23 protein-coding genes and 1 pseudogene are annotated in these 20,918 nt (G+C 71.3%); 9 read left to right on the top strand and 15 right to left on the bottom strand.

What is annotated here, in order from left to right; translation table 11 throughout:
- Positions 1–57: 57 nt before the first annotated feature.
- On the bottom strand, positions 58–423 hold the full coding sequence (locus OO47_RS06230; protein ID WP_033208203.1) for a helix-turn-helix domain-containing protein: 366 nt from the start codon (positions 421–423) through the stop codon (positions 58–60).
- A 104-nt stretch (positions 424–527) separates the two neighbouring features.
- On the opposite strand from OO47_RS06230, the gene OO47_RS06225 reads away from it, so the two are divergent.
- Positions 528–890: a hypothetical protein gene (locus tag OO47_RS06225; RefSeq protein WP_030206337.1), complete on the top strand. Its 363-nt coding sequence runs from the start codon at positions 528–530 to the stop codon at positions 888–890.
- Between the two features lie 81 nt (positions 891–971).
- Here the strand turns inward: OO47_RS06225 and OO47_RS06220 are convergent, their stop codons facing one another.
- From OO47_RS06220 to OO47_RS06200, 5 genes are all read right to left on the bottom strand, one after another.
- Positions 972–1,253: an SCO5918 family protein gene (locus OO47_RS06220; protein WP_030206335.1), complete on the bottom strand. Its 282-nt coding sequence runs from the start codon at positions 1,251–1,253 to the stop codon at positions 972–974.
- 47 nt (positions 1,254–1,300) lie between these two features.
- Entirely contained in the window at positions 1,301–1,546 is a 246-nt protein-coding gene (locus OO47_RS06215; RefSeq protein WP_030206332.1) for a hypothetical protein, read from the bottom strand.
- Positions 1,547–1,658: 112 nt separating this feature from the next.
- Positions 1,659–3,095: a DEAD/DEAH box helicase gene (locus tag OO47_RS06210; RefSeq protein ID WP_030206329.1), complete on the bottom strand. Its 1,437-nt coding sequence runs from the start codon at positions 3,093–3,095 to the stop codon at positions 1,659–1,661.
- A 200-nt stretch (positions 3,096–3,295) separates the two neighbouring features.
- Positions 3,296–3,499, bottom strand: a complete 204-nt coding sequence (locus OO47_RS06205) for a cold-shock protein (RefSeq protein ID WP_030206327.1) — start codon at positions 3,497–3,499, stop codon at positions 3,296–3,298.
- A 289-nt stretch (positions 3,500–3,788) separates the two neighbouring features.
- Positions 3,789–4,538, bottom strand: a complete 750-nt coding sequence (locus OO47_RS06200; RefSeq protein ID WP_051715232.1) for a class I SAM-dependent methyltransferase — start codon at positions 4,536–4,538, stop codon at positions 3,789–3,791.
- A gap of 529 nt (positions 4,539–5,067) precedes the next feature.
- Between OO47_RS06200 and OO47_RS06195 the strand changes: the two genes are divergently transcribed.
- Positions 5,068–6,456, top strand: a complete 1,389-nt coding sequence (locus tag OO47_RS06195; protein ID WP_030206325.1) for a glutamate decarboxylase — start codon at positions 5,068–5,070, stop codon at positions 6,454–6,456.
- Between the two features lie 186 nt (positions 6,457–6,642).
- Positions 6,643–7,053: a VOC family protein gene (locus OO47_RS06190; RefSeq protein ID WP_030206318.1), complete on the top strand. Its 411-nt coding sequence runs from the start codon at positions 6,643–6,645 to the stop codon at positions 7,051–7,053.
- 409 nt (positions 7,054–7,462) lie between these two features.
- On the opposite strand, the gene OO47_RS06185 is transcribed toward OO47_RS06190, so the two are convergent.
- Complete coding sequence (locus OO47_RS06185) at positions 7,463–7,768, bottom strand: hypothetical protein (RefSeq protein WP_030206317.1); 306 nt, start codon at positions 7,766–7,768, stop codon at positions 7,463–7,465.
- 444 nt (positions 7,769–8,212) lie between these two features.
- On the opposite strand from OO47_RS06185, the gene OO47_RS34715 reads away from it, so the two are divergent.
- On the top strand, positions 8,213–8,425 hold the full coding sequence (locus OO47_RS34715; protein ID WP_078489499.1) for a DUF4287 domain-containing protein: 213 nt from the start codon (positions 8,213–8,215) through the stop codon (positions 8,423–8,425).
- Positions 8,426–8,580: 155 nt separating this feature from the next.
- On the opposite strand, the pseudogene OO47_RS37650 reads toward OO47_RS34715, so the two are convergent.
- Together OO47_RS37650 and OO47_RS06175 are read right to left on the bottom strand one after the other, a co-directional pair.
- Positions 8,581–9,195: pseudogene (locus OO47_RS37650) on the bottom strand (CatB-related O-acetyltransferase); the annotation flags it as partial.
- 164 nt (positions 9,196–9,359) lie between these two features.
- The gene (locus OO47_RS06175) at positions 9,360–9,749 is read right to left on the bottom strand and encodes a VOC family protein (RefSeq protein ID WP_030206311.1); all 390 of its coding nucleotides are present in this window, start codon (positions 9,747–9,749) and stop codon (positions 9,360–9,362) included.
- Between the two features lie 539 nt (positions 9,750–10,288).
- On the opposite strand from OO47_RS06175, the gene OO47_RS06170 reads away from it, so the two are divergent.
- Positions 10,289–11,563 carry a M23 family metallopeptidase gene (locus tag OO47_RS06170; RefSeq protein WP_078489508.1) on the top strand — a complete coding sequence of 425 codons (1,275 nt, stop codon included), beginning with the start codon at positions 10,289–10,291 and terminating at the stop codon, positions 11,561–11,563.
- Positions 11,564–12,081: 518 nt separating this feature from the next.
- On the opposite strand, the gene OO47_RS06165 is transcribed toward OO47_RS06170, so the two are convergent.
- Entirely contained in the window at positions 12,082–13,896 is a 1,815-nt protein-coding gene (locus OO47_RS06165; RefSeq protein ID WP_030206306.1) for a hypothetical protein, read from the bottom strand.
- A 598-nt stretch (positions 13,897–14,494) separates the two neighbouring features.
- On the opposite strand from OO47_RS06165, the gene OO47_RS06160 reads away from it, so the two are divergent.
- Together OO47_RS06160 and OO47_RS06155 are read left to right on the top strand one after the other, a co-directional pair.
- Positions 14,495–14,944, top strand: coding sequence for a helix-turn-helix domain-containing protein (locus tag OO47_RS06160; RefSeq protein WP_030206304.1), 450 nt, complete (start codon positions 14,495–14,497; stop codon positions 14,942–14,944).
- A 43-nt stretch (positions 14,945–14,987) separates the two neighbouring features.
- Positions 14,988–15,563 carry a PIN domain-containing protein gene (locus tag OO47_RS06155; protein ID WP_199812274.1) on the top strand — a complete coding sequence of 192 codons (576 nt, stop codon included), beginning with the start codon at positions 14,988–14,990 and terminating at the stop codon, positions 15,561–15,563.
- Between the two features lie 410 nt (positions 15,564–15,973).
- Here the strand turns inward: OO47_RS06155 and OO47_RS36775 are convergent, their stop codons facing one another.
- The 3 genes from OO47_RS36775 to OO47_RS06145 form a co-directional block, all read right to left on the bottom strand.
- Complete coding sequence (locus OO47_RS36775; protein WP_158708635.1) at positions 15,974–16,342, bottom strand: hypothetical protein; 369 nt, start codon at positions 16,340–16,342, stop codon at positions 15,974–15,976.
- A 180-nt stretch (positions 16,343–16,522) separates the two neighbouring features.
- On the bottom strand, positions 16,523–17,209 hold the full coding sequence (locus OO47_RS06150) for a restriction endonuclease (RefSeq protein WP_030206301.1): 687 nt from the start codon (positions 17,207–17,209) through the stop codon (positions 16,523–16,525).
- Complete coding sequence (locus tag OO47_RS06145; protein WP_051736383.1) at positions 17,206–17,502, bottom strand: hypothetical protein; 297 nt, start codon at positions 17,500–17,502, stop codon at positions 17,206–17,208. The genes OO47_RS06150 and OO47_RS06145 overlap by 4 nt, the downstream gene beginning before the upstream one ends.
- A 568-nt stretch (positions 17,503–18,070) precedes the next feature.
- Between OO47_RS06145 and OO47_RS06140 the strand changes: the two genes are divergently transcribed.
- A complete protein-coding gene (locus tag OO47_RS06140; protein ID WP_030206298.1) occupies positions 18,071–18,739 on the top strand; it encodes a DUF998 domain-containing protein in 669 nt (222 codons plus the stop codon).
- A 70-nt stretch (positions 18,740–18,809) separates the two neighbouring features.
- Complete coding sequence (locus tag OO47_RS06135) at positions 18,810–19,022, top strand: DUF4287 domain-containing protein (protein WP_030206296.1); 213 nt, start codon at positions 18,810–18,812, stop codon at positions 19,020–19,022.
- A 36-nt stretch (positions 19,023–19,058) separates the two neighbouring features.
- On the opposite strand, the gene OO47_RS06130 is transcribed toward OO47_RS06135, so the two are convergent.
- Both OO47_RS06130 and OO47_RS06125 read right to left on the bottom strand, forming a co-directional pair.
- On the bottom strand, positions 19,059–19,859 hold the full coding sequence (locus tag OO47_RS06130) for an alpha/beta fold hydrolase (protein ID WP_030206293.1): 801 nt from the start codon (positions 19,857–19,859) through the stop codon (positions 19,059–19,061).
- 9 nt (positions 19,860–19,868) lie between these two features.
- Entirely contained in the window at positions 19,869–20,903 is a 1,035-nt protein-coding gene (locus OO47_RS06125) for a sigma-70 family RNA polymerase sigma factor (protein WP_051715228.1), read from the bottom strand.
- Positions 20,904–20,918 lie beyond the last annotated feature (15 nt).

The following is a 20,918-nucleotide window of genomic DNA, read 5'->3' as shown; positions in this document are numbered from 1 at the left end:
GGACGGGCGCGGGGAGATCGCCCGGCCCGGTGGCGCCGACCGGGGAGCCCGTACGGGTCAGCGCGGCGCCCGGGGCTCCGGCGGGGGCTCCGTCCGCCCGGTCGACTCCTCCGCCGCCCGCCGGTACTCCGCGTTGATGCGCTGGGCCTCCTCCAGCTGGTCCTCCAGGATGACGATGCGGCAGGCCGCTTCGACCGGGGTGCCCTGGTCGACCAGTTCCCGGGCGCGGGCCGCGATCCGCAGCTGGTAGCGGGAGTAACGGCGGTGGCCGCCCTCGGAGCGGAGCGGGGTGATCAGGCGGGCCTCGCCGAGGGCGCGGAGGAAGCCCGGGGTCGTGCCGAGCATCTCGGCCGCCCGTCCCATGGTGTAGGCCGGGTAGTCGTCGTCTTCGAGTCGGCCGCCGAGCGGATTGTCCGCTGTCATCTGCACCTCTTCCGGGGGACGCTTCGGGGCCCGGGCGCCGTGCGGCACCTGGGCCCCGGGGGAAATTCAACCACCGGAGGGCGCGCCGCCTAGAATCGGCTCTCATGTCGAAGCCTGACGAACTGCTGATTGACATTGCCGCCACGGTGGAGTCCGGGCAGAGCAATCAGATGTCCCTGACCGTGGTCGCGGGGGGCGTGGTCATCACCGGGCGCCTGGCCCCCGAGGCCCTCTGGAGAGAGCGGGTGTCGGAGGTCCTGACGGACTCCGCCCGGCTGGGCGAGTTCTCCGGGGTGTTCACCCCCACCGAACGGAAGGACGACGAACTTCCCACGCACCTCCACTTCCACCTGGCCCGGATCCTGCAGGGCACGGTGGGCATCCCCGAGACCGGTGGCATGTACCGCGTCGCGATCGCGGACGTCAGCGCGTGGACGGTGGGCGACTTCAGGTACTCCGACCACTGAGCCGACGCCGACCGAACGACGTGGGGCCCGACCGGTACGCACCGGTCGGGCCCCACGTCGTTCGGTCAGGCGCTCGTCCGGTCAGGCGGTCAGGCGCTCGGACGTCGCGACGGTCTCGGCGGTCTCGGCGGGGAACGTGCCGCAGGTGAAGCCGAGGCGGGTCATGGCCCGTACGACCTCGCCGGCGCTGAAGTCGCGCCGGTCCTGGCGGGTGAGGACCTCGCCGACCTGCTTCGCGGGGTACCGGCGGCGGCCGACGGTGACGAACTCGCCGGTGCCCGGCTCGGGCTTGACGCCCTTCATCGAGTCCAGCACGCCGCTCTTCGTCAGGTCGAAGGGGAAGCGGGCGATGACACAGCGCATGAACGCCTCTCAGGGGTGTCGGGGGAGTGCGGGCCGGGGGCGGTGGCTCAGCGGGCGGACGCGACGGCGCCGACGACGTCCCGGAGCCGGAGCCGGTCCGTGTACGAGGAGGCGGCGCGGGCGGCGGCGAGCTGGGCCCGGGTGACCAGGCCGGTGGGCCGGTCGTCGCCGTCGTGGACGAGCAGCTGCCCGGTCCGGGCGGCGGCCATGACGGACAGGGCCACCTCGACGGTCATGTGGTCGGAGGCCTGCGTCGCGGCCTCGTCGGGAGGGGTTCTGCGGAGCGGTGTCACGGGGTGCCTCCTGCGGGGGTGGTGGCGGGGGACGCCGTACGGGGAGGGCGACCGGCCCGGGGCGGTGTTCCCCGGTGGTCGTGCGCGAAGGCGCTGCGCGGCGGTGGGGGCGTTACGCGGCGGCCCGGCGGTCGGCCCGGCGGGGGCGGCTCCGGCGGGGGCGTCCGGGGGCGCCGTCGCGGCGCCGCTCGGCCGCGGGGGCCGTGATGACGACGGGGACGCCGGACGGGGCCTGCGCGCCGGTGATGCGGCGCAGTTCGTCCCCGCCGGAGCGGACCTCGGTCACGCGGGGCCAGATGCCCGCGTCCGCCATGAGGCGGACCATGCCGCGGCGCTGGCCCGGGGTGACCAGGGTGACGACGCTGCCGGACTCGCCCGCGCGGGCGGTGCGTCCGCCGCGGTGCAGGTAGTCCTTGTGGTCGGCGGGCGGATCGACGTTGACGACGAGGTCGAGGTGGTCGACGTGGATGCCGCGGGCGGCGACGTTCGTGGCGACCAGCACGGAGACGTGCCCGGTCTTGAACTGCGCCAGGGTGCGGGTGCGCTGCGCCTGCGACTTCCCGCCGTGCAGCGCGGCGGCCCGTACGCCGCTGAGGAGCAGGTCGCGGGTCAGCCGGTCGACGTCGTGCTTGGTGTCGAGGAACATGATCACGCGCCCGTCGCGGGCGGCGATCTCCGTCGTGGCGGCCCGCTTGTCGGAGCCGTGCACGTGCAGCACGTGGTGCTCCATCGTCGTGACCGCGCCGGCGGACGGGTCGACCGAGTGGACGACGGGGTCGTTCAGGTAGCGGCGTACGAGCAGGTCGACGTTGCGGTCCAGGGTGGCGGAGAACAGCATCCGCTGCCCCTCCGGCCGCACCTGGTCGAGCAGCGCGGTGACCTGCGGCATGAAGCCCATGTCGGCCATCTGGTCGGCCTCGTCGAGGACGGTGGTCCCCACCTGGTCGAGCGCGCAGTCGCCGCGGTCGATGAGGTCCTTGAGGCGGCCGGGGGTCGCGACGACGACCTCGGCGCCGGAGCGGAGCGCGTGCGTATGACGGCCGACGGACACCCCGCCGACGACGGTGGCGGTCCGGAGCCGCAGCGCGCGGGCGTACGGGGCGAGGGCGTCGGTCACCTGCTGGGCCAGCTCGCGGGTGGGCACGAGGACCAGGGCGAGGGGCCGCCGGGGCTCGGCGCGCTTCCCGGCGGTCCGGGCGAGCAGCGCCAGGCCGAAGGCCAGGGTCTTGCCGGAGCCGGTCCGGCCGCGGCCCAGGGCGTCGCGGCCCGCGAGGGTGTTCGGCAGGGTCGCGCCCTGGATCGGGAAGGGCACGGTCATGCCCTCGGCGGCGAGCGCCGCGAGCAGCGGGGCGGGCAGGTCGAGCGCGGCGAACGTCTCGACGGCCGGCAGCGCGGGGGTGACCGTACGGGGGAGCGCGAATTCGGCCGGCGGGCCCGAGGGGGCCCGGTTCCCGCCCCGGGGGCGGTTGCGGCCGGAGGGCTGCGAGCGGGCGGAACGGCCGGAACGGTCGGAGCGGGTGGAATGCGCGTGCGTGCGTGTGCGGTTCATGGCGAACCTTCCTCGATGCGGCACGTATCAAGGAATTTCCGCAGCAGAAAAGCAGCACGGACAATTGCGAGACAAGCCGGACCGAAATTCGGGGGGTCCTTCTGTGAAAAGAGCTGGGGCCCGCACCCCGAGGTGCGGGCCCCAGCTCGTGCTGTCGCGCGGCGCTTCCCGGGGGGAAGCGCCGCGCGACAGTGACGGCGTCAGGCGGAGACGATGTTCTCCGCGGTCGGGCCCTTCTGGCCCTGCGCGATGTCGAAGTTCACCTTCTGGCCCTCCTGGAGCTCACGGAAGCCCTGGGAGGCGATGTTCGAGTAGTGGGCGAACACGTCGGGGCCGCCACCGTCCTGCTCGATGAAGCCGAAGCCCTTTTCCGCGTTGAACCACTTGACGGTACCGGAAGCCATGTCTTTTCTCCTTCGGGGCAGTGCTGGGAATCCACACCGTGCGGATTCCGTGTCGCCGCGATGATCGCCCCAGCCGGAAAGGACCGGCAATACTCATGACCGTTGATGCTCATGCTTCGGGAACCACAACTGCAACTGATGTCGAAGGTAGCACGGTGAACGGCGGAGTGCGGTGTGAGTAATTCTTTCCGCGTGGTCCGGTGAGAAATCCTCACGGCGCGTGCTGCTGAATTCTCACTTTGCGGGAACAGATTTCCTCCGCCGGCCCGTCACCTCCTCACACCCCGGCTCACCTCTTCACGCCCGAGACGACGAGGAACGGCGGGTGGTCGGCCTCCGCCGGGCGGCCGCCCAGGAGGGGCGAGTGCCGGGGGAGTACGGGCTCGTGGACGTCCAGGTCGGTGAAGCCGGCCTTGCCCAGGACGTCGAGGTAGGTCCGGCAGGGCCAGTGGTGGTCGGTCAGGTCGAGCCGCCCGCCGCCCGGGAGTTCGAGACGGGTCGGCCGGGCCTCGCCCTTGGTGTAGACGCGGCCGGGCTCGCCGGTGCGGAACGTGGAGAAGCGGATGCCGGTGCTGCGCGGGTTGGCGTCGAGGACGGCGTACCGGCCGCCGGGGCGCAGGACGCGGTGGACCTCGGCGGCGATGTCGTGCAGGGTCCCCACCTCGCCGACGGTGACGTAGACGAAGCAGGACATGGCGGCGTCCACGGAGCCGTCGTCGAGGAACGCGAGGCGCCCGTCGTCCCCGATCAGCCGGTGCTCGATCCTCGGGTGCGCGTGCCGTGCGCGGGCGACGGCCAGCATGTGCGGCGAGACGTCGGCGGCCACGACCCGCGCGCCGGAGGCCTCGACGACCCGGGCGGCGACCTTGCCGGGCCCGCAGCCGTGGTCCAGGACCGTACGGACGGCGGAGGAGCCGATGCCGAGGGCGTGGAAGACGGCCGGGTAGCCGATGAGGCGCTCGGGGAGGTCGTCGTAGGAGTCGTAGCCCTCGGCGGCGTCGCCGGAGTCGGCTTCCTTCCATGCGGTGCTGTTGCTCATGCGGGTCGCCTTTCGGCCTCGGCTGACAGGGGGGGAGCATCGACGGTGATCCACTTCTCCCGGAACGTACTGCTTGTCCCGTGGTGCCGGTATCCGCCCGGCCGGGCGTGTCGGCGTGCTTCGGGGGCGGGGTTTCCGCAGGTCGGGGTGGATGCGGTCGGGTCTCCGGGGCCCGGGGGAAGTGCTCTGTCACCCATCCAACGGGTGAACCCCCGATCCGGCCCGTCGTACGGAACCGCAGGTCGGAGGGGGTGGGGCCGTCAAGACGGCGCGGTACGGCCCCGGGGCGCCCCCTCACCCGCCCGGGCCAACGCCCTCCCCCGCCGCCGGGCGCCGCCCCCGCTCCCGTGGGTTGATGGGAGGCACGGGGCCGCCCGCGGCGGGCGTGCTGCTGTGCTGCCGAGCTGCTGTGCTGCCGAGCTGTCGTGCTGCTGTGCTGTCGTGCTGCTGTGCTGTCGAGCCGTCGTGCTGCCGAGCGGACGTGCTGCCGTGCTGTTGAGCTGTCGTGCTGTCGAGCGAAGGGGAAGCCGTGGCGCTCCACGAGATGAAGGCCCCGAAGGGCACCGACGCGAGGACGGACGTGTTCGCCTCGCCGCTCAGCGAGCGGGTCCTGCCCAAGTACCGCATGCCCGAGGAGCCCTCCCTGCCGGAGGCCGTCTACGCGATGCTCCACAACGAGCTGCTGCTCGACGGCAACGCCGCGCAGAACCTGGCGACGTTCTGCACGACCTGGTCGGACGACGAGGTCCGCCGCCTGATGGACGAGTGCCTCGACAAGAACATGATCGACAAGGACGAGTACCCGCAGACCGCCGAGATCGAGGCGCGGTGCGTGAACATCCTGGCCGACCTGTGGAACGCCCCCGAGGCGGCGGGCGGCCGGGCCATGGGCTGCTCCACCACCGGCTCCAGCGAGGCCGCCATGCTGGGCGGCCTGGCCCTGAAGTGGCGGTGGCGGGAGCGGCGCCGGGCCGAGGGCAAGCCCGTCGACCGGCCCAACATCGTCGCCGGTCCCGTCCAGATCTGCTGGGACAAGTTCGCCCGCTACTTCGACGTCGAGCTGCGCCAGGTCCCCCTGGAGGACGGCGCGACCGGCCTGCGGCCGCACCAGCTGCGCGAGTACGTCGACGAGAACACGATCGGCGTCGTCGCGATCCTCGGCGTCACCTTCACCTGCGACTACGAGCCGGTCGCGGAGATCGCCGCCGAGCTGGACCGGATCCAGGAGGAGACGGGGCTCGACGTCCCGATCCACGTCGACGCGGCCAGCGGCGGCTTCGTCGCCCCCTTCCTGCACCGGGACCTCGTCTGGGACTTCCGGCTCGAACGGGTCTCCTCCATCAACGCCTCCGGCCACAAGTACGGCCTCGCGCCCCTCGGCGTGGGCTGGGCGGTCTGGCGCACCGCCGAGCTGCTGCCGAAGGACCTGGTCTTCGACGTCAACTACCTCGGCGGCGACCTGCCGACCTTCGCCCTCAACTTCTCCCGGCCCGGCGGCGAGATCGTCGCCCAGTACTACAACTTCCTGCGCCTGGGGCGGGCCGGCTACCGGCGCGTCCAGGGGGTGTGCGCGGAGACGGCCCGGTACCTGGCCGGGCAGGTGGCGGAGATGGGGCCGTTCACCCTGCTGTACGACGGGCAGGGGGCGCTGCCGGCCGTCTCGTACACCCTCACCGACCCGGCGGGCGCGGGCTTCAGCCTGTACGACCTCTCCGACCAGCTCCGGATGCGCGGCTGGCAGGTCCCCTCGTACCCGCTGCCCGCCGACCGGCAGGAGACCGTGGTCCAGCGCGTCCTGATCCGGCACGGGGTGGGTCGGGACGAGGTCGACCTGCTCGCCCGGGACATGCGCGACTCCCTGGAACGCCTCCGGCGGGGCAAGCCGGCGGACACGGAGCGCGCCGGCTTCCACCACTGAACCGGGACCGGGACCGATCGAGCCGGGCCGGGGGCCGGGACCGGGACCGATCGAGCCGGGCCGGGGGCCGGGGCCGGGACCGATCGAGCCGGGCCGGGGGCCGGGGCCGGGACCGATCGAGCCGGGTCCGGGACCGGTCAGGATTCGAGAAGCGCCGCCCGGACGCCCGAAGTTAGCGTGAGGTCCATGGACATCACCATCCACACCACCTCCCTCCCGCACGACGACCCGGACGCCGCCGTCGCCTTCTACCGCGACGCCCTCGGCTTCGAGGTCCGCGGCGACGTCGGCGAGGGGACGATGCGCTGGATCACGGTCGGTCCGCCCGGGCAGCCCGGCACGTCGATCCTGCTCGCGCCGCCCGCCGCCGACCCCGGGGTCACCGAGGAGGAGCGCCGCGTCGTCACCGAGATGATGGCCAAGGGCACGTACGGCTGGATCCTCCTGGCCTCTCCCCGGCTCGACGCCGTCTTCGAGAAGGTGCGGGACGCCGGGGCCGAGGTCGTCCAGGAGCCGACGGAGCAGCCGTACGGCATCCGGGACTGCGCCTTCCGTGACCCGGCGGGCAACCTGATCCGCATCCAGGAACTCCGCTGAGCCGTCCGGTCCGGAAGGAAGGAGACGCCGTGTGCCGTCCCGCGTGGGCCCGCGCCCGCATCGAGGCGCTGCGATCGGAGGCCCCGGAGGAGCAGGTCCGCGACGGGGTCGCGGGGGAGGAGCGCGGCACGTCCGCACCTCCGGACCCTCCGAGACCGCCGGAACCCGGCGGTGTCCTCACGGCCGGCGGATGACACGGCGGAGCCGCACCACCGGTGAGGGAGGCGTGGCGAGGTCGCGGCGCGGGGCGGTCCGGGAGCGCGGGGCGGTGGCCCTCGGCACGGACACGTGCCGTCCCCCGGTCCGGCCCGCGCCGAGGGTCCGCCGACCTGCCGGCCGGAGGGCGCGACGACGAAGCCCCGGGCCCCGGAGAGCGGCAGGCGCGGGCAGGTCCCGCCCGGAGCCCGCTTCAGGCGGACGACGCGTCGAGCAGGTCCCGTACGGCGGAGCGGACCTCCTCGTCCTGGACGAACCCGCGCCGGCCGCCGGAGGACCGCAGCCGCCGGTCGCCGGCGGGCACGTCGCGCAGGAGGTCCGCGGCGGGCCGGGCCGCGCGCCCGATCCGGGCCAGGTGCCGGACGGCGGGGAGCACGACCGGTTCGCAGGCCCCCTCGGCCAGGCCGCGCACGACCGCCGTCAGGACGGGAACGGTGCTCCCGGTGTCGCCGGTGGCGGCCCACAGCGCGTGCGTCCAGGGGTCGCTGTCCGCGGTCATCGCCCTGAGTCGGTCCGCACAGGATGCGGCGTGCGCGCCCATCCCCACCCGCATGCCGCGACCCTACCGACCCGCCCCGATCGGGCCCGTCCTTCCCGGTGGCGTGAGCGCGGGGGAGGCCCCGAAGCCCGTGTGACCCGGCACACATCCCCGAGGGCGATGAATTCGCCGCGCACCACCGGTCGTACATGCGAAACCACCGACGGAAGGAAGGCCCGCCGTGCCCCGCACGCCCTCGGTGAGCCGGGCCGGATCCGGACGGTGGACCTCGTACTCGCCGGCGTCCCGGCTGATGGCCGGCGCGGGACCCGGCCCGCTGCGACTAGGCCGCGGCGACCGCCCGGCCGGTCGGCATTCCGGCGAACCGCCTCTCCGGCGGGAGAACCGACACCACCAAGATCATTCCGATACGGCAGACACGACGGACACGACACAGGAGCACCCATGACCGACGCCGTGAAGGGCCCCGCCAGCTACTTTCCGTCCATCGAGAAGAAGTACGGCCGCCCGATCTCCGAGTGGAAGGACCTCATCCGCTCCTCCCCGCTGACCAGGCACATGGAGCTCGTGACCTGGCTCAAGTCCGAGCACGGCCTGGGCCACGGCCACGCCAACGCCCTCGTCGCCCACACCCTCGCCGAGGGCGGCGGACGGTGAACGGGGGGACGTGACCCGCCGTCACCCGGCCGGCGGCGGGTCGCACGACGTGCTCGAGGAGGCCGTGGAGTTCCCGCCCCGGGGGTCCGGGACGGGGACGGCGGACGCCCCCGGTCCGGACACCCGGATCGCATGGCTCGAAGGGACTTGTCCCCTCCGTGTTCGGTGGTGGTACGGGCGATGTCGGCCGGTGTTCCGGCCATGATGGTGCGGGCGTGCTCGGTGATCAGGTCGGCGGGCCGGTCCCACCAGGCGGCGCGCCGCAGCCGTTCGGCGTCGGCGTCGGCGTCGTCGAAGCGCTGCCGGATCGGCCGGGCCGGTTCGCCACCGACGATCGTGTACGGCGGGACGTCGGCGGTGACCACCGCGCCGGCCGCGACGACGGCGCCGTCGCCGATCCGTACGCCGCGCATGACGGTCGCCCCGTGGCCGAACCGGACGTCGTTGCCGACGACCGTGTCGCCACGGCCGGGCACGGCGGTGACGATGTCCGGGGTCTCCTCGGCCCACCGGCCGCCGAACATCGTGAACGGGTAGGTGGACACCCCCGTCATCGGATGCTCGGCGCCGGCCGTCAGGAAACGGGTCCCCGTGGCGAGCGCGCAGTACCTGCCGATGACCAGGCGCTCGGGCCCGTAGGCGTAGAGGACGTCGCGGCGCTCGAACTCCGTGGCGCCGTCGGGATCGTCGTGGTACGTGTACGCGTCCACGGTGATGTTCGATGAGGTGACCAGGGGCTTGAGGAACACCACCCGGCCGTGCGCGGGCAAGGGGTGGAGGGCGGTCGGATCGGGTGACGAAGGGCTGCTCCTCGGAAGGGGAACGGGGTCGGGCGCGACGAAGCGCTGTGGCGCCGCGGGGCGATCACACGGGGCACGGGCAGCGGCCGAGGACCGCACCCCGCACAACGGTGTGCGGTCCTCGGGGGATGCGGTTACGAGGCCCAGCCGCCGTACGGCACGGTGATGAGTTCCATGGCGTGACCCGCCGGGTCCATGAAGTACACGCCGCGGCCACCGTCGTTGTGGTTGACCGTGCCGGGCTGCTTCCGCTGGGGGTCGGCGTAGTGCTCGATGCCGCGCTCTCTGATCCGCGCGTACGCCGCTTCGAACTCGTCCTCGGAGATCAGGAAGGCGTAGTGCTGGGGGGTGATGCCGTCCGCGGGAACGGTGGCGAAGTCCAGCGTGACGCCGTTGCTCAGGCCGACGGCGATGAACGGACCCCACTCGTCGGTGATCTCGAGGTGGAGAAGGTCCGCGAAGAACTCAGCGGACTCCCGGTTGTCCCGGGCGTGGACGATCGTGTGGTTCAACTCGACTGACAAGGAATGCCTCCGAAGGCATGTCCCGACACCTCCATGTCTCACCCAGCCGGTGACCGACACGCGATGTTGCCGTAGATCATATCCCCCGTCCGCCCAGCGATCCAGGGGCAGTTGACGTGGCTCCGGCCGTACCGGCGTCGAAGCGGGGGGCCCGGGCAACGACGAAGCCCCGGGCCACCGACCCGGGCCTTCGTCCACGAGCGGACGACGGGAACCGAACCCGCGTCACAAGCTTGGGAATCACCGCCGCCCGGATCATTCATACGTCGTCTGACCTGCGGACAAGTCTCTTCACGGGTCCTTACGGAAGGCTCTGCTCGCACCCGGGGCGACCGCTGTTCACCACCCCGGAGTGCATGGATGGGGCGCGCGCCGGTCCCCGCCCGGCGGTCCGGTGCGGCTGGACGGGTGTAGTTCGGTGCCCGGCTCCGGCGCCGTCCGCCGAGAGCGCCGCCCGGCCGGATTACATGGGCCTGCGCCTCGGCGCGGGGCGTGCCGGTGTCCTTCACGGTCCCGGACCCGACGACTGGAAGAGCACCATGGCAGAGCGCCACCCTCGCAACCGCACCGGCCGCGGCCCGCTACGCCGCGGGCTCGCCGCCGCCGTGCTCGCGGTCGGCATGATGACGGCTTCGACAGCACCCGGATACGGGACGGGCCCGACCGAACCGGCGCCCGGCCCCCGGTTCACGCCGTTGACGGCGGCCGTGATGACCGAACCGGCGCCGTTCGACGCCACGGACGGCAAGACGCACCTCTCGTACGAACTGCTCACCACGAGCGCGCTGCCCGGCAGCGCGCGGGTGCGACTGGACCGCGTCGAGGTCCGGGACGTCCGCACGCACCGGGTGGTGGGCTCGCTGAGCGGGCAGGCGCTGGCCGATGCCGCCAACCCGGTGGGCGATCCCCTGCCGGGTGCGGACGGGTACACGCCGGCGCCCCCCGGACCGACGCCGACCGTCATCCCGGGCTCCCAGCAGTGGGTCGTCTGGCTCGACCTGGTCCTCGACCGCGGTCAGCGGGTGCCCAGGGTCCTCGAACACCACCTTTCGGGCGCCGTCCTCACCCCCTCCGGTGCCTCCCCGTTCGAGGAGACGGTCCAGATCACCACGACCGACCGCACCGCGCCGCTGAACCTGGACGCGCCGGTCCGTCCCGGCACCTGGTACTCCAGCGAGTCGTGCTGCGGCAACACCCACCACCGGCGCGGTCTCGCCCCGATCAACGGTCGCTTCTACGTACCGCAGCGCTTCGCGATCGACTGGTACAAGGTCGGCGAGCGGGGACAGACCTGGGAGGGCGACCCCGCGCGGCTCACCAGCTACCTGAGCTACCGGCAGCCGGTCGTCGCCGCGGCCGGCGGCAGGGTGGTGGAGGTCCAGGACGGGATCCCGGACAACACGCCGCCCGTCGCGCCGCCGGTCCCGCCCATCGAGGAGACCGTCGGCAACCACGTCACCGTGGAGGTCGGGCCGGGCCGCTACCTGCTCTACGCGCACCTGACGCCCGGCTCGCCCAGGGTCCGGGAAGGCGACCGCGTCGAACCCGGCCAGGTCCTCGGCCTGATCGGCAACAGCGGCAACTCGACCACGCCGCACCTCCACTTCCAGGTGATGACCACGCCGGAGTTCTTCCCGACCGACAGCCCCCCGTTCACCTTCCGGAAGTTCCGCGTCGTCGGACACGTCGAACCCCGGATCTGGGACGACAACCTGGGCCTCCAGCCGACCGGAGTCCTCCCGATCACCCCGTCACCGCACGACGGCCCCCACCGCGCGCGCTATCCGCTCGACCGCGAGGTGCTGGAGTTCTGACCGCTCCCGGCACACGACGCCCGGAGGGCCCCCGAACAACGACGAAGCCCCAGGTCCCTGACCTGGGGCTTCGTTCACGAGCGGATGACGGGGACCGAACCCGCGCCACACGCTTGGGAATCACCCGGCACTTGGGTGGGTGTACCCCGTCCGACCTGCGAGAACGCCCTTCGGGGGCATCGTATCGGTCGACTCCGCGAAGCCTCTGGTGACCGCTGTTCACCGCCCCTTCCGGCACGTTGTGGCACGGGCTTCTGTTCAGGGGCCGGTGGAGGCGTCGAGCTTCTCCGGTGGGTTACGCCGCAAGGCGGTTCTGTTCTCTCGTCCGCCGACTCGCGGCACTCATGGCGGCTGCGGCTCCGGACGGTCGCCCGGCCCGTTCTGCTGCCCTGCGGTCTGGTGGTTCGTGCGCCGACGCGGGCTTCGGGAACGGGGTCGACATGCCGCTCCGGCACTCCAGGACCGGTGAGTGGCGACTGACAGGCGGTCGCGTCTCCCTGAACGCCGAAGCGGCCCGGTCACAGGAGGAGCAGCACCGCCACACCCCACAGCGCCGACAGCGCCGCGAGTGGCGGTCCGACCGGCACGCCTTGTCGTCCCACCGGTGCCTCTTCCAACGGCCGTAGTTCCGGGTGGAGCAGCAGAACCCGCAGTTCCTCGGCGGTGCGCACCGCATGCGGCTCGCGGCCCAGGCGGTGCTCCAGCCATGCCCAGCCGGTGGGGGACAGCTCGACGGAAGAGTCCTCGGCCCGGCCGACCCGGATGCCGTCGGCGGAGTGGTGCACGGACGTGATCACGTTCCACGGGACCCGCCTTACGCGCCAGGCCCCGGTCACCCACAGCCCGTCACGGTCGGCGGTGATGCGCCAGGTGAGCGCCGTCGCCACGGCCGTCACCAGCCAGGGCAGACTCACGGCGAGCCACAGCCAGTGCCACGACGGTCCGTCCTCGAGCGCGGCCCAGATGCCGCCACCCTGCACCAGCAGCAGGCCGAGACCCACGGCGCGCGAGGAGCCGTGAGCCGTCCACGTGCGCGGGCCCGCCGAGGGCGTCATGCCGGCGGCGATCTCGTCGCAGGGCCGCTGCCCGCGCCCCATCAAGCCCGAGCCGGCCGGCTTCACCGCGGTGACACTGCACTGCACCGACACCTCGACGTCGTCTTCGTCGTCGAACGCGACGAAGGCGACTTCGGCGCCGGCGTAGGGGGCGCCGTACAGAACGGCCTCCCGCAGCGGCGGGGGAGGATCCTCGCCCTTGAGGACCTCCGTGATCTTGTCGAGTTCAACGACGGGTGCGGCGCCGCCGTCCTCGTCGTCTTCTTCTTGCTCGAAGGCGTACAGCGAATGGAAGTGCAGGATCGGCCGAAGGCCCTCCGGGTCGTCGGCCGCGAACACCCAGGTGCGGCCGTCGTCGTGATCCTCGCGCACCAGCACGTGCAGCACCGGCAGCGGTTCGCGCCGCAGCCGCTGCGAACGCCTCCGTCCGTCCACGCCGTTGGCGAGGAACGCCAGCCCCGCGACGGAGCCGGCCACCGCCAGAAGCTCCCAGCCGACGGCGTCGTACGGCTCCGCGACCAGCGCCGCCCAGTCGCCGTCCACGACGACGTCGACCCGGCTGCCCACGGGGAAGTCCTCGGGGGAGGCCGTCTCGAAGCGATGGGTACGCCCGTCGGCCTCCACCTCGACGATGTCGATGTCGTCGTCCTGCTCCAGGGCCGTGACCCGTCCGGACAGGTGCGCGGCTTCCGCGGCCCGCTCCTCGTACGCGTCGACGACCTGGTGCACCTGCCAGCAGCCGAACCCGGCGACGCCCAGCAGCAGGCCGGCCAGGACGAGGGAGAGCCGACCCCGGCGGAACGTCCGCGCGGCGGCGGGCAGCGGTTGTGCGACCGGCCCGGCCGCCTCCAGGGCCCGCGCCCGCTGCCGTCCGGCGGCGGCCAGCCGATGGACGAGCCCGGCGGTGGTGAACGCGGCGGCCATCAGGAACGCGAGCGTGGACGGTTCGCCGAGCGCCGACGCGTAGCCGCCTTCGACGGCGAACCCCGTCAGCGTGGCCGCAAGCCCCGCGAGCGCGAGCCGTGGCTGCCGCCACACCCAGTACAGGGTCAGCAGCAGCACGACGGCTGTTCCGAGGCCCAGCCAGTCGGTGCCGCACGGAGCGGCGGACGTGCAGGGGGCGACGGGAGCCTCCGCGATGTCCCACACCAGTGAGGCGATCAGCGCCGGCAACGTCCACAGAGGGTGCGCCCACCGGGCGGGCGCGGCAGCGAGCCAACGCTCGGCTTCCGAATGCCGCCACGCGGCGGTGCCGGGTGGTATGTGTTCGGCGGGCAACGGCACGGGAGGTCTGCTCACCCGCGCATTATGACCACGCACGATGTACCGGACGGCAGGCGGCCGGACAAGAGCCGGGTATCCGGCCTCTTGCCGCTTTCTGGGTCAGCCGACGCGCTCTGTCCCTCGGGGACCTCCGCCGCCGACCAGCCGTGGACAACACCCTGCCTGTGGCGACCAGACGAAACGACCTCTTACGGCGCCTGCACGGCACGCGTGCCCCAAGGGCCTGGACGGCGACGAAGCCCCAGGCCGCTGACCTGGGGCTTCACACAAGAGCGGATGACGGGAATCGAACCCGCGCTATAAGCTTGGAAATCACCCGGTACTTGGCCCTACGTACGGCCTCTGACCTGTGCGAACGTCCGGCTCTGGGCCCCGTTCCGGCTGTCCTGCCGCTCCCTTGTTGTCCGTTGTTCACCGCCTCTACTGGCACGTTGTGGCACGGCCTCCCGGGTGACATCACGGGAGACGACCGCCTGCAAACGTGTTGCCTGGCGTAGTTGAGATCCCTCTCCTCCGTAGTTGCCCGCACCGAGCCCCTTGGTTACAGTTATTGCAGATGCAGTCTCGCCGGGGTCAGTGATTGGAGGCGGCCATGGCTCGTTCCAGCGTTCTTGCCCGTGCCGAGAGGGTCGAACCGGATCCCTCTCACCAGTGCGCGCTTGCCGCGACTGCCCGGATGGCGCCGGAGTCGGTCGAGGTGCTGGTGCGCACCCCGGACGGCGGCGAACTGGCATTGCCGAGGGAGCTGGTCCGTCTTCTTCTGGCTTCGGCCGGTGAGCTGTCCCGCGGGCATGCGGTGACAGTCCTGGCGTCCGAGGTACAGCTGTCGCCTGCTGAGGCCGCTGAGCTTCTGGGTCTGTCTCGGCCGTTCATCGCCCGTCTGCTCGACGCCGGCGACATCCCCTCGACGAATCTTCCCGGCAGCAGCCACCGCGTGGTCCGCCTTGCGGACGTGCTGGCGTTCCAGCAGCGGCGTGAGCGCCGCAGGGAGGGGCGACGCCAGATCGCCGAATTCCTGGCGGACGCCGACCTGCCCGATTGATGTGGGTGTCACCGGCAGTAGTGCAACAGGAAGAGGGGGGAGCGTGGCGGTGCGGGTCTTCGTGGACACCAACGTCTTGTTTCCGTTCTCGGTGATGGACGTGATGCTGGCCCTCACGGAAGACTCCGTCCACGAGATCGTGTGGTCCGAACGACTGCTCGCGGAGTGGGAGCGGGTCATCGTCCGGGAAGGAAGGCGTTCGGCGGAGTCAGCTGCCGCTGTGGCCCAGGCCGTTCGACGCTTCTTCGCCGACTGCGAGATCCCGGCGGCGGCCTATGGGCACCTTGTCGATGAAATGCCGGGCGATGACCCCGACGATCGGCACCATGCGGCGGCAGCGGTGGCTGCAGGGGCGGACGCGCTGATCACGTGGAATCTCGCCGACTTCCCTGCCGGTGACTTGGCTGAGCGCGGAGTACGGGTGATCGACCCGGATTCGTACCTGTGCGGGCTGTATGACGAGTTGCCGCATGAGGTGGCGGAGACGGTGGTCAGGCTTGTCAGAGAAAAGCGCAACCCGCCAGTGACGATCACCGATACCGTCGCCCGACTTGCAAAGGCCGGACTGCCAGGCTTCGCCGACCTCCTGACGCGACATCTCGGGCGCCGAACAACGTAATGCGGCGGCGGGTCGGTGCGAAGGCGGTGCGCGTGGAATCACCCGGAAACTGGGTGTGTGCGGCTCCTGACCTGTGAGAACCCCTCCTGAGCTTTCTGGTGCCTGGTCGTCTTCGACGTGCCTCTGGTGACCGTGATCCACCGGCTCCACTGGCACATTGTGGCGCGCCCCCCGGCGTTGGTCGCTGAAGGCGAAGTCCAGAAGCCGGTCCGCCACTTCACGAGGTGATCGTCACGCCGAGAGGCGCAGCGGTACCTCTCGGTGGCTGACAGGGTCTGCCCCGATGCAATCGACGACGGCCTGCCAGACGCCAGGACGTTCGAGCTGTCGAATCACTGCCTCGGCCGGTATGGCGCTGGCTTGGTTCGGAACTTGCCTGGAACCGGTTGCGGACCGGTACTCATTCGCCGTCACGCGCTTCCGTCCTTCACTCGCCGCAGCATCGACCATTGAGCGAAGGACGTCCCAGCGCTGGTGATCAGGCGTATTGGACTTGAGTAGTCGCGGGCTGCTTCCGTCAGGACCGTGTAGGAGATCTGGACGTCAGAGAAGATACGCGGGCGCATGTCCGGGCTGAACCACCGCGCCAGTGCCACGTACTCTTTTGCCTGGGCTACTGAAAGCCCGTGGCGGGTAGCGGCACGTTTGAAGGCGCTCGAGCGGCAAGCAGCCTCGCTGGGAAATCGGATCAGCAGCGTGTCGCCCGGCTTGATGCGATCGGCGGCATCCAGGTATCCGGAGCGGCCGGGATCAGTTGGCTCGGGGAAGAGTGCGGACATGAAACTTTCACGGGGGCTTCCCTGCAGGCCATGAGGTTTTTACGGGGCCCATCACCTGCATGGGTGACGGGGCAGATTGAAGCGCATCGTGGCCGGACTGCCTCACTCTCCGGAGGCGACCTCGATCTCCTCCGGAGAGTGAGGCGTGGCTTTGGCCGCCTGGACGTCCACGGTGACGGATCAGGATGGTGAGGAGGGTCTCCGCGGCGGCGGTACGGCTCGCAGCAATTCCCACAGCGGGGTGGAGCCGGCGGCCCATCGGGCGAGGAGGTGGCGGTCGACCAGGTGGAGGCGCTGGGACTTGGCGAAGTCGGGAGCGTTCTTGGAGAAACGACCATTGGTGAGCATGACGATGACATCGCCATCGTGGATCTGGCGGCCGGTGCCATTGAGGCGTTGGAGGTCGGGGGTACCGACAGCCGCCCCCGACCAGCCGGCCTTACGGTGCTTGCACTGGATCACCCAGCGTCCCCCGAACGGATCGGTAGCCTTCACATCGGCTCCGTTGTCGCCGCTTCCGCCGACCTGTTGGGCGTCCTGATAGCCATCGCGCCGCATCAAGTCGCGGACGGCGTACTCGAACTGGGTGTAGTGCAGGCCATCCAGGTGCTCAACCAGGTATCGAAGACCCTGCAAACGGATCCGCTCCCGGCGAGTCGCCTCCCGCCGCAGAAGTACAAGGGCTATACCTGCCCCGGCCACTGCCAGGACCGGAAGAGCGAGAATCCAGGGGTGCTCGGCGAGCCAGGACAGAGTTGCCGCCAACAGCCCCTGAGCCACTACGCCGATCAGACCCAGCATCAACAGGAACTTCCCGTCGGAACCACGCTTCTGGGCGGGCCGGCGACGGATCGGGCGACGGCTCATCGCCCACTCCCCGTGGTGGGGAAGACGATCGGATACGAGACTGTCGGCGTAGGCTGGACCACCGGCTTGTCCCATCCGGGCCACTTGATCGGATAGACCACCGTCGACTGTGGCTGGGGTAACCGGTGCTGACCCGACTGGGTCCTCGCGCCGGTGGTCGTGTTGCCGCTGCCGAAGAGGAACACCCCCGCCACGATCAGTCCGGCGATCGCCGTCTGCCGGCGGGCACCCGCCGGCAGACGGACGTGTCTCCTGACTACGGTCCCGTCGGACCTCTTGTACTCCTCGATCACGGGCACAGTCGTGTCCCCCTCACTAGCTGTGTCACGCCTCCCTGCGTGACCGGCTCATGAAAGCACCCGCCACTGACAACCTGTCACCTGAAGATCACTGAAGGTGATCATTTTGCGCCATGAGTCCGGCCTACGTGTCGGCGTGGCATGAGATCGTGCGTGCCCTTCGGCAGGGTGTTCGTGCGAGATTGGGCACGCGGAGGGCACGGCACCTCCCAAGAAGTCTGGACAACGCCGAAGCCCCAGGTCCCTGACCTGGGGCTTCGTTCACGAGCGGATGACGGGAGTCGAACCCGCGCCACAAGCTTGGGAATCACCCGGTACTTGAGCCTACACATGCCTTTGACCTGCTGAAACGAGTGTCGAACAGGTAGTTTCGGCCGACCCTGATCGCCCCCTGTTGGCCGCTGTTCACCGCCTCTACTGGCACGTTGTGGCACGGCCTTCTCGACAAGCCGGAGGACGGGACCGAGTGGCCTGTGACGCAGCGCACTTGGCGGGGAGCGATGACTTCGCGTACGGCCGTCGGTCACAAGGGCGACAACACCGACGCGAGGAAGGCCCGTCCATGACCCACATGCTCAGCGCTCCCCAGCACGCCGTCCCTGTCGCGCCCGCGTCTGGCCTTGTGGCGCGGAGGGCTCTGGTCGGTGGCGTGGTGGCGGGCCCGCTGTTCCTCCTGGCCGGCGTCGCTCAGGGCTTCGCGCGGAACGGGTTCGACTTCACCCGTAACGCGATCAGCCAGCTCTCCCTTGGGGAGGCGGGCTGGATCCAGACGGTGACCTTCCTGCTCACCGGAACGCTGCTGATCGCGGGTGCGGCCGGTCTGCGCCGGGTGCTGCGCGGCGGCGCGGGAGGAACCTGGGGCCCGGTCCTGGTCGGTGCCTTCGGCGCCTCGTTCTGGGCCGCCGCGCTCTTCCCGGCCGACGCGGGGGCGGGATTCCCCGAAGGCTCTCCGGACGCGACGGCTATGAGCGGCCACGGCGCCGTGCACATGGTGGCCGGGATGGCCGGTTACCTCGCCCTGTGTGCCGCGTTCGTCGTCCTGGCACGCCCGCTCGCCGCCCGGGGCCACCGCCGCTGGGCTCGCGCCTCGCGCCTCGTCCCCGTGGTCGTTCTCGCCGGCTTCATGGCCTCCGCCACCTCCGTCCTGGCCTTCACCGCCGGTGCGGGCCTCGGCCTGCTGGGGCTCACCGCGGTGACAGCCCGCCTGGCCACCGCCCGGGCGAATTGCTAGCCGCCTGCCGCACCGGGCAGGCATCATCGACACCACCAAGATCATTTCGACAGGAAACCGGGGACATCTCATGACCGACGCAGTAAAGGGTCCCGCCAGCTACTTTCCTTCCATCGAGAAGAAGTACGGCCGCCCGATCCACGAGTGGAAGGACCTCATCCGTTCCTCCCCGCTGACCAAGCACATGGAGCTCCTCTCCTGGCTCAAGTCCGAGCACGGCCTGGGACACGGTCACGCCAACGCCCTTGTCGCGCACACACTCGCCGAGAACAGCGGCCGGTGACCGGGAACGTGATCACGCCGTCCGGCGGTTGGCAGATCATGTGACGTTTCCAAGGAACCCACGGAGCACATGCCGCAGGACGTCCGGTCGCTCCAGATGAACGTCGTGTCCCGTCCCGGGGACGCTCAAAGCCACCGTCTCCGGCCGCCGCCGGAGCATCTCGTCAATCTCCCCCGACGGGATGATGCCGGACTGGCCGAGGACGGCCAGGGTCGGGCAGGTTACCCTCGACCACTCGTCCCAGAAGGACCGCTGGGCAATCTCCGCCAGCGACTCGACCATCACGTCCCGGTCGAAGCGCGGCCACCAGCCGCCGTCGTGCTCCACCAGGCCGGCCGCCCAGCCCTCGCCGACCGGACCGCCGCCGAGGAACTCGACGGCAGCCCCCTGTGACGGGAACGGCCTGGGCCAGGAATCGAGCCACCCCCCGATCTCCGCCTGTACGTCACGGTTCGGCCCGCCCGGCCCGGCCTCCACCAGGACGAGCGCACGGAAGAGGCCGGGGTACGCGGCGGCGGCGAGCATGGCGGTGTGGCCGCCCAGCGACTGGCCCACCAGGACGCTTTGCTGGAGGCCGAGCTGTTCGAGTACGGCGACGGTATCCGCGACGTACGCGGCCCGGGACACGTCCCGCGGACGGCGCTCGCTGGCACCATGGCCCCGCTGGTCGACGGCGACGACCCGGTGGCGGAGGCTCAGGTCCCGGGCGATGGCGTCCCATTCGCCCGCGTGGCCGGCCAGCCCGTGCAACAGGACGACGGACGGCCCCGAACCTCCCCAGTCACGGCAGGAAATACGGACGCCGTCACGGACGACGATGTGCTCTGACCAAGGCATGTGGGTCCTTCAGGCATGGTTTGGGTCGTCCGGGAGGTGGCGGCCATCGGTGGCGATGGTGTCAGGAGAGGAGTCCGGGCCTATGTGTGCGGGCAGGCCGAAGAGCGGAAACAGGTGCTCGGTGTCGCGGAAGGCGTGGATGCCGGTGATGCGGTTGCCGGAGAACTCGATGACCTGGAGCGCCCAGGGTTCGTAGCCCGTGCCGTCGAGGCTGGGCCGGTACTGGCCGAACGCTGGGGTGCCGTTCGCCGTGGTCGGGACCAGGCGGGAGCCGCGACAGCCGACGGCGGGCCCGGTCAGCCACGCCTGAATGTCGGGGACCCCGCGCATCCACTTCGCGTACGGGGGGAGACACAGCGTGGCGTCGACGTGGAGCAGCATGCTCAGCTCCTCCATGTCGTAGCGGGAGAAGGCCGTGGCGTACCGCTCGGCCAGCACGCGACGGACGGCGTCGGACGGCCGGTTACCGGGGCTGTCGGCGGGTCCGCGGTGCGCGGCCAATGTGGCACGGGCCCGCTGCAGGGCACTGTTGACCGAGGCGACGGTCGAGCCGTGCAGCTCGGCGACTTCGCGGGCCGAGAAGGCCAGCACGTCCCGGAGGATCAGCGTGGCCCGCTGCCTGGGCGGGAGACGCTGGAGCGCGGCGACGAACGCCAGCCGCACCGACTCGCCCGCTGCCACCGCCGCCTCGGGGTCCCCTCCGGGACAGGGCCCGATCCACATGGTGGCGTCCTCCGGGGCTCCCGGGGCCGAAGCGCCGGGCGACGGCTCCGAGAGGTCCATCGGCAGAGCCCGCCGCCTGCCGGCGGCCAGTGCGTCCAGGCACACATTGGTGGCGATGCGGTAGAACCACGACCGCAGCGACGAACGCCCCTCGAACCCCTCGAGGTTCCGCCAGGCCCGGACCATCGTCTCCTGCACGGCGTCCTCGGCCTCGGCGTACGAGCTCAGCATCCGGTAGCAGTACCCGGTCAGTTCTCCCCGGTGCTTCTCCAGCCGGACCGCCGTCTCGCGCTCGCCGTTGCCCACGACAAGATCCTTCATGCTTGTTCCGCCCCC

Source organism: Streptomyces bikiniensis, assembly GCF_000716625.1.
Lineage (GTDB): Bacteria > Actinomycetota > Actinomycetes > Streptomycetales > Streptomycetaceae > Streptomyces > Streptomyces bikiniensis.
The sequence above is the reverse complement of the archived record's forward strand: the minus strand, read 5'-3'. Positions and strand labels throughout refer to the sequence as shown.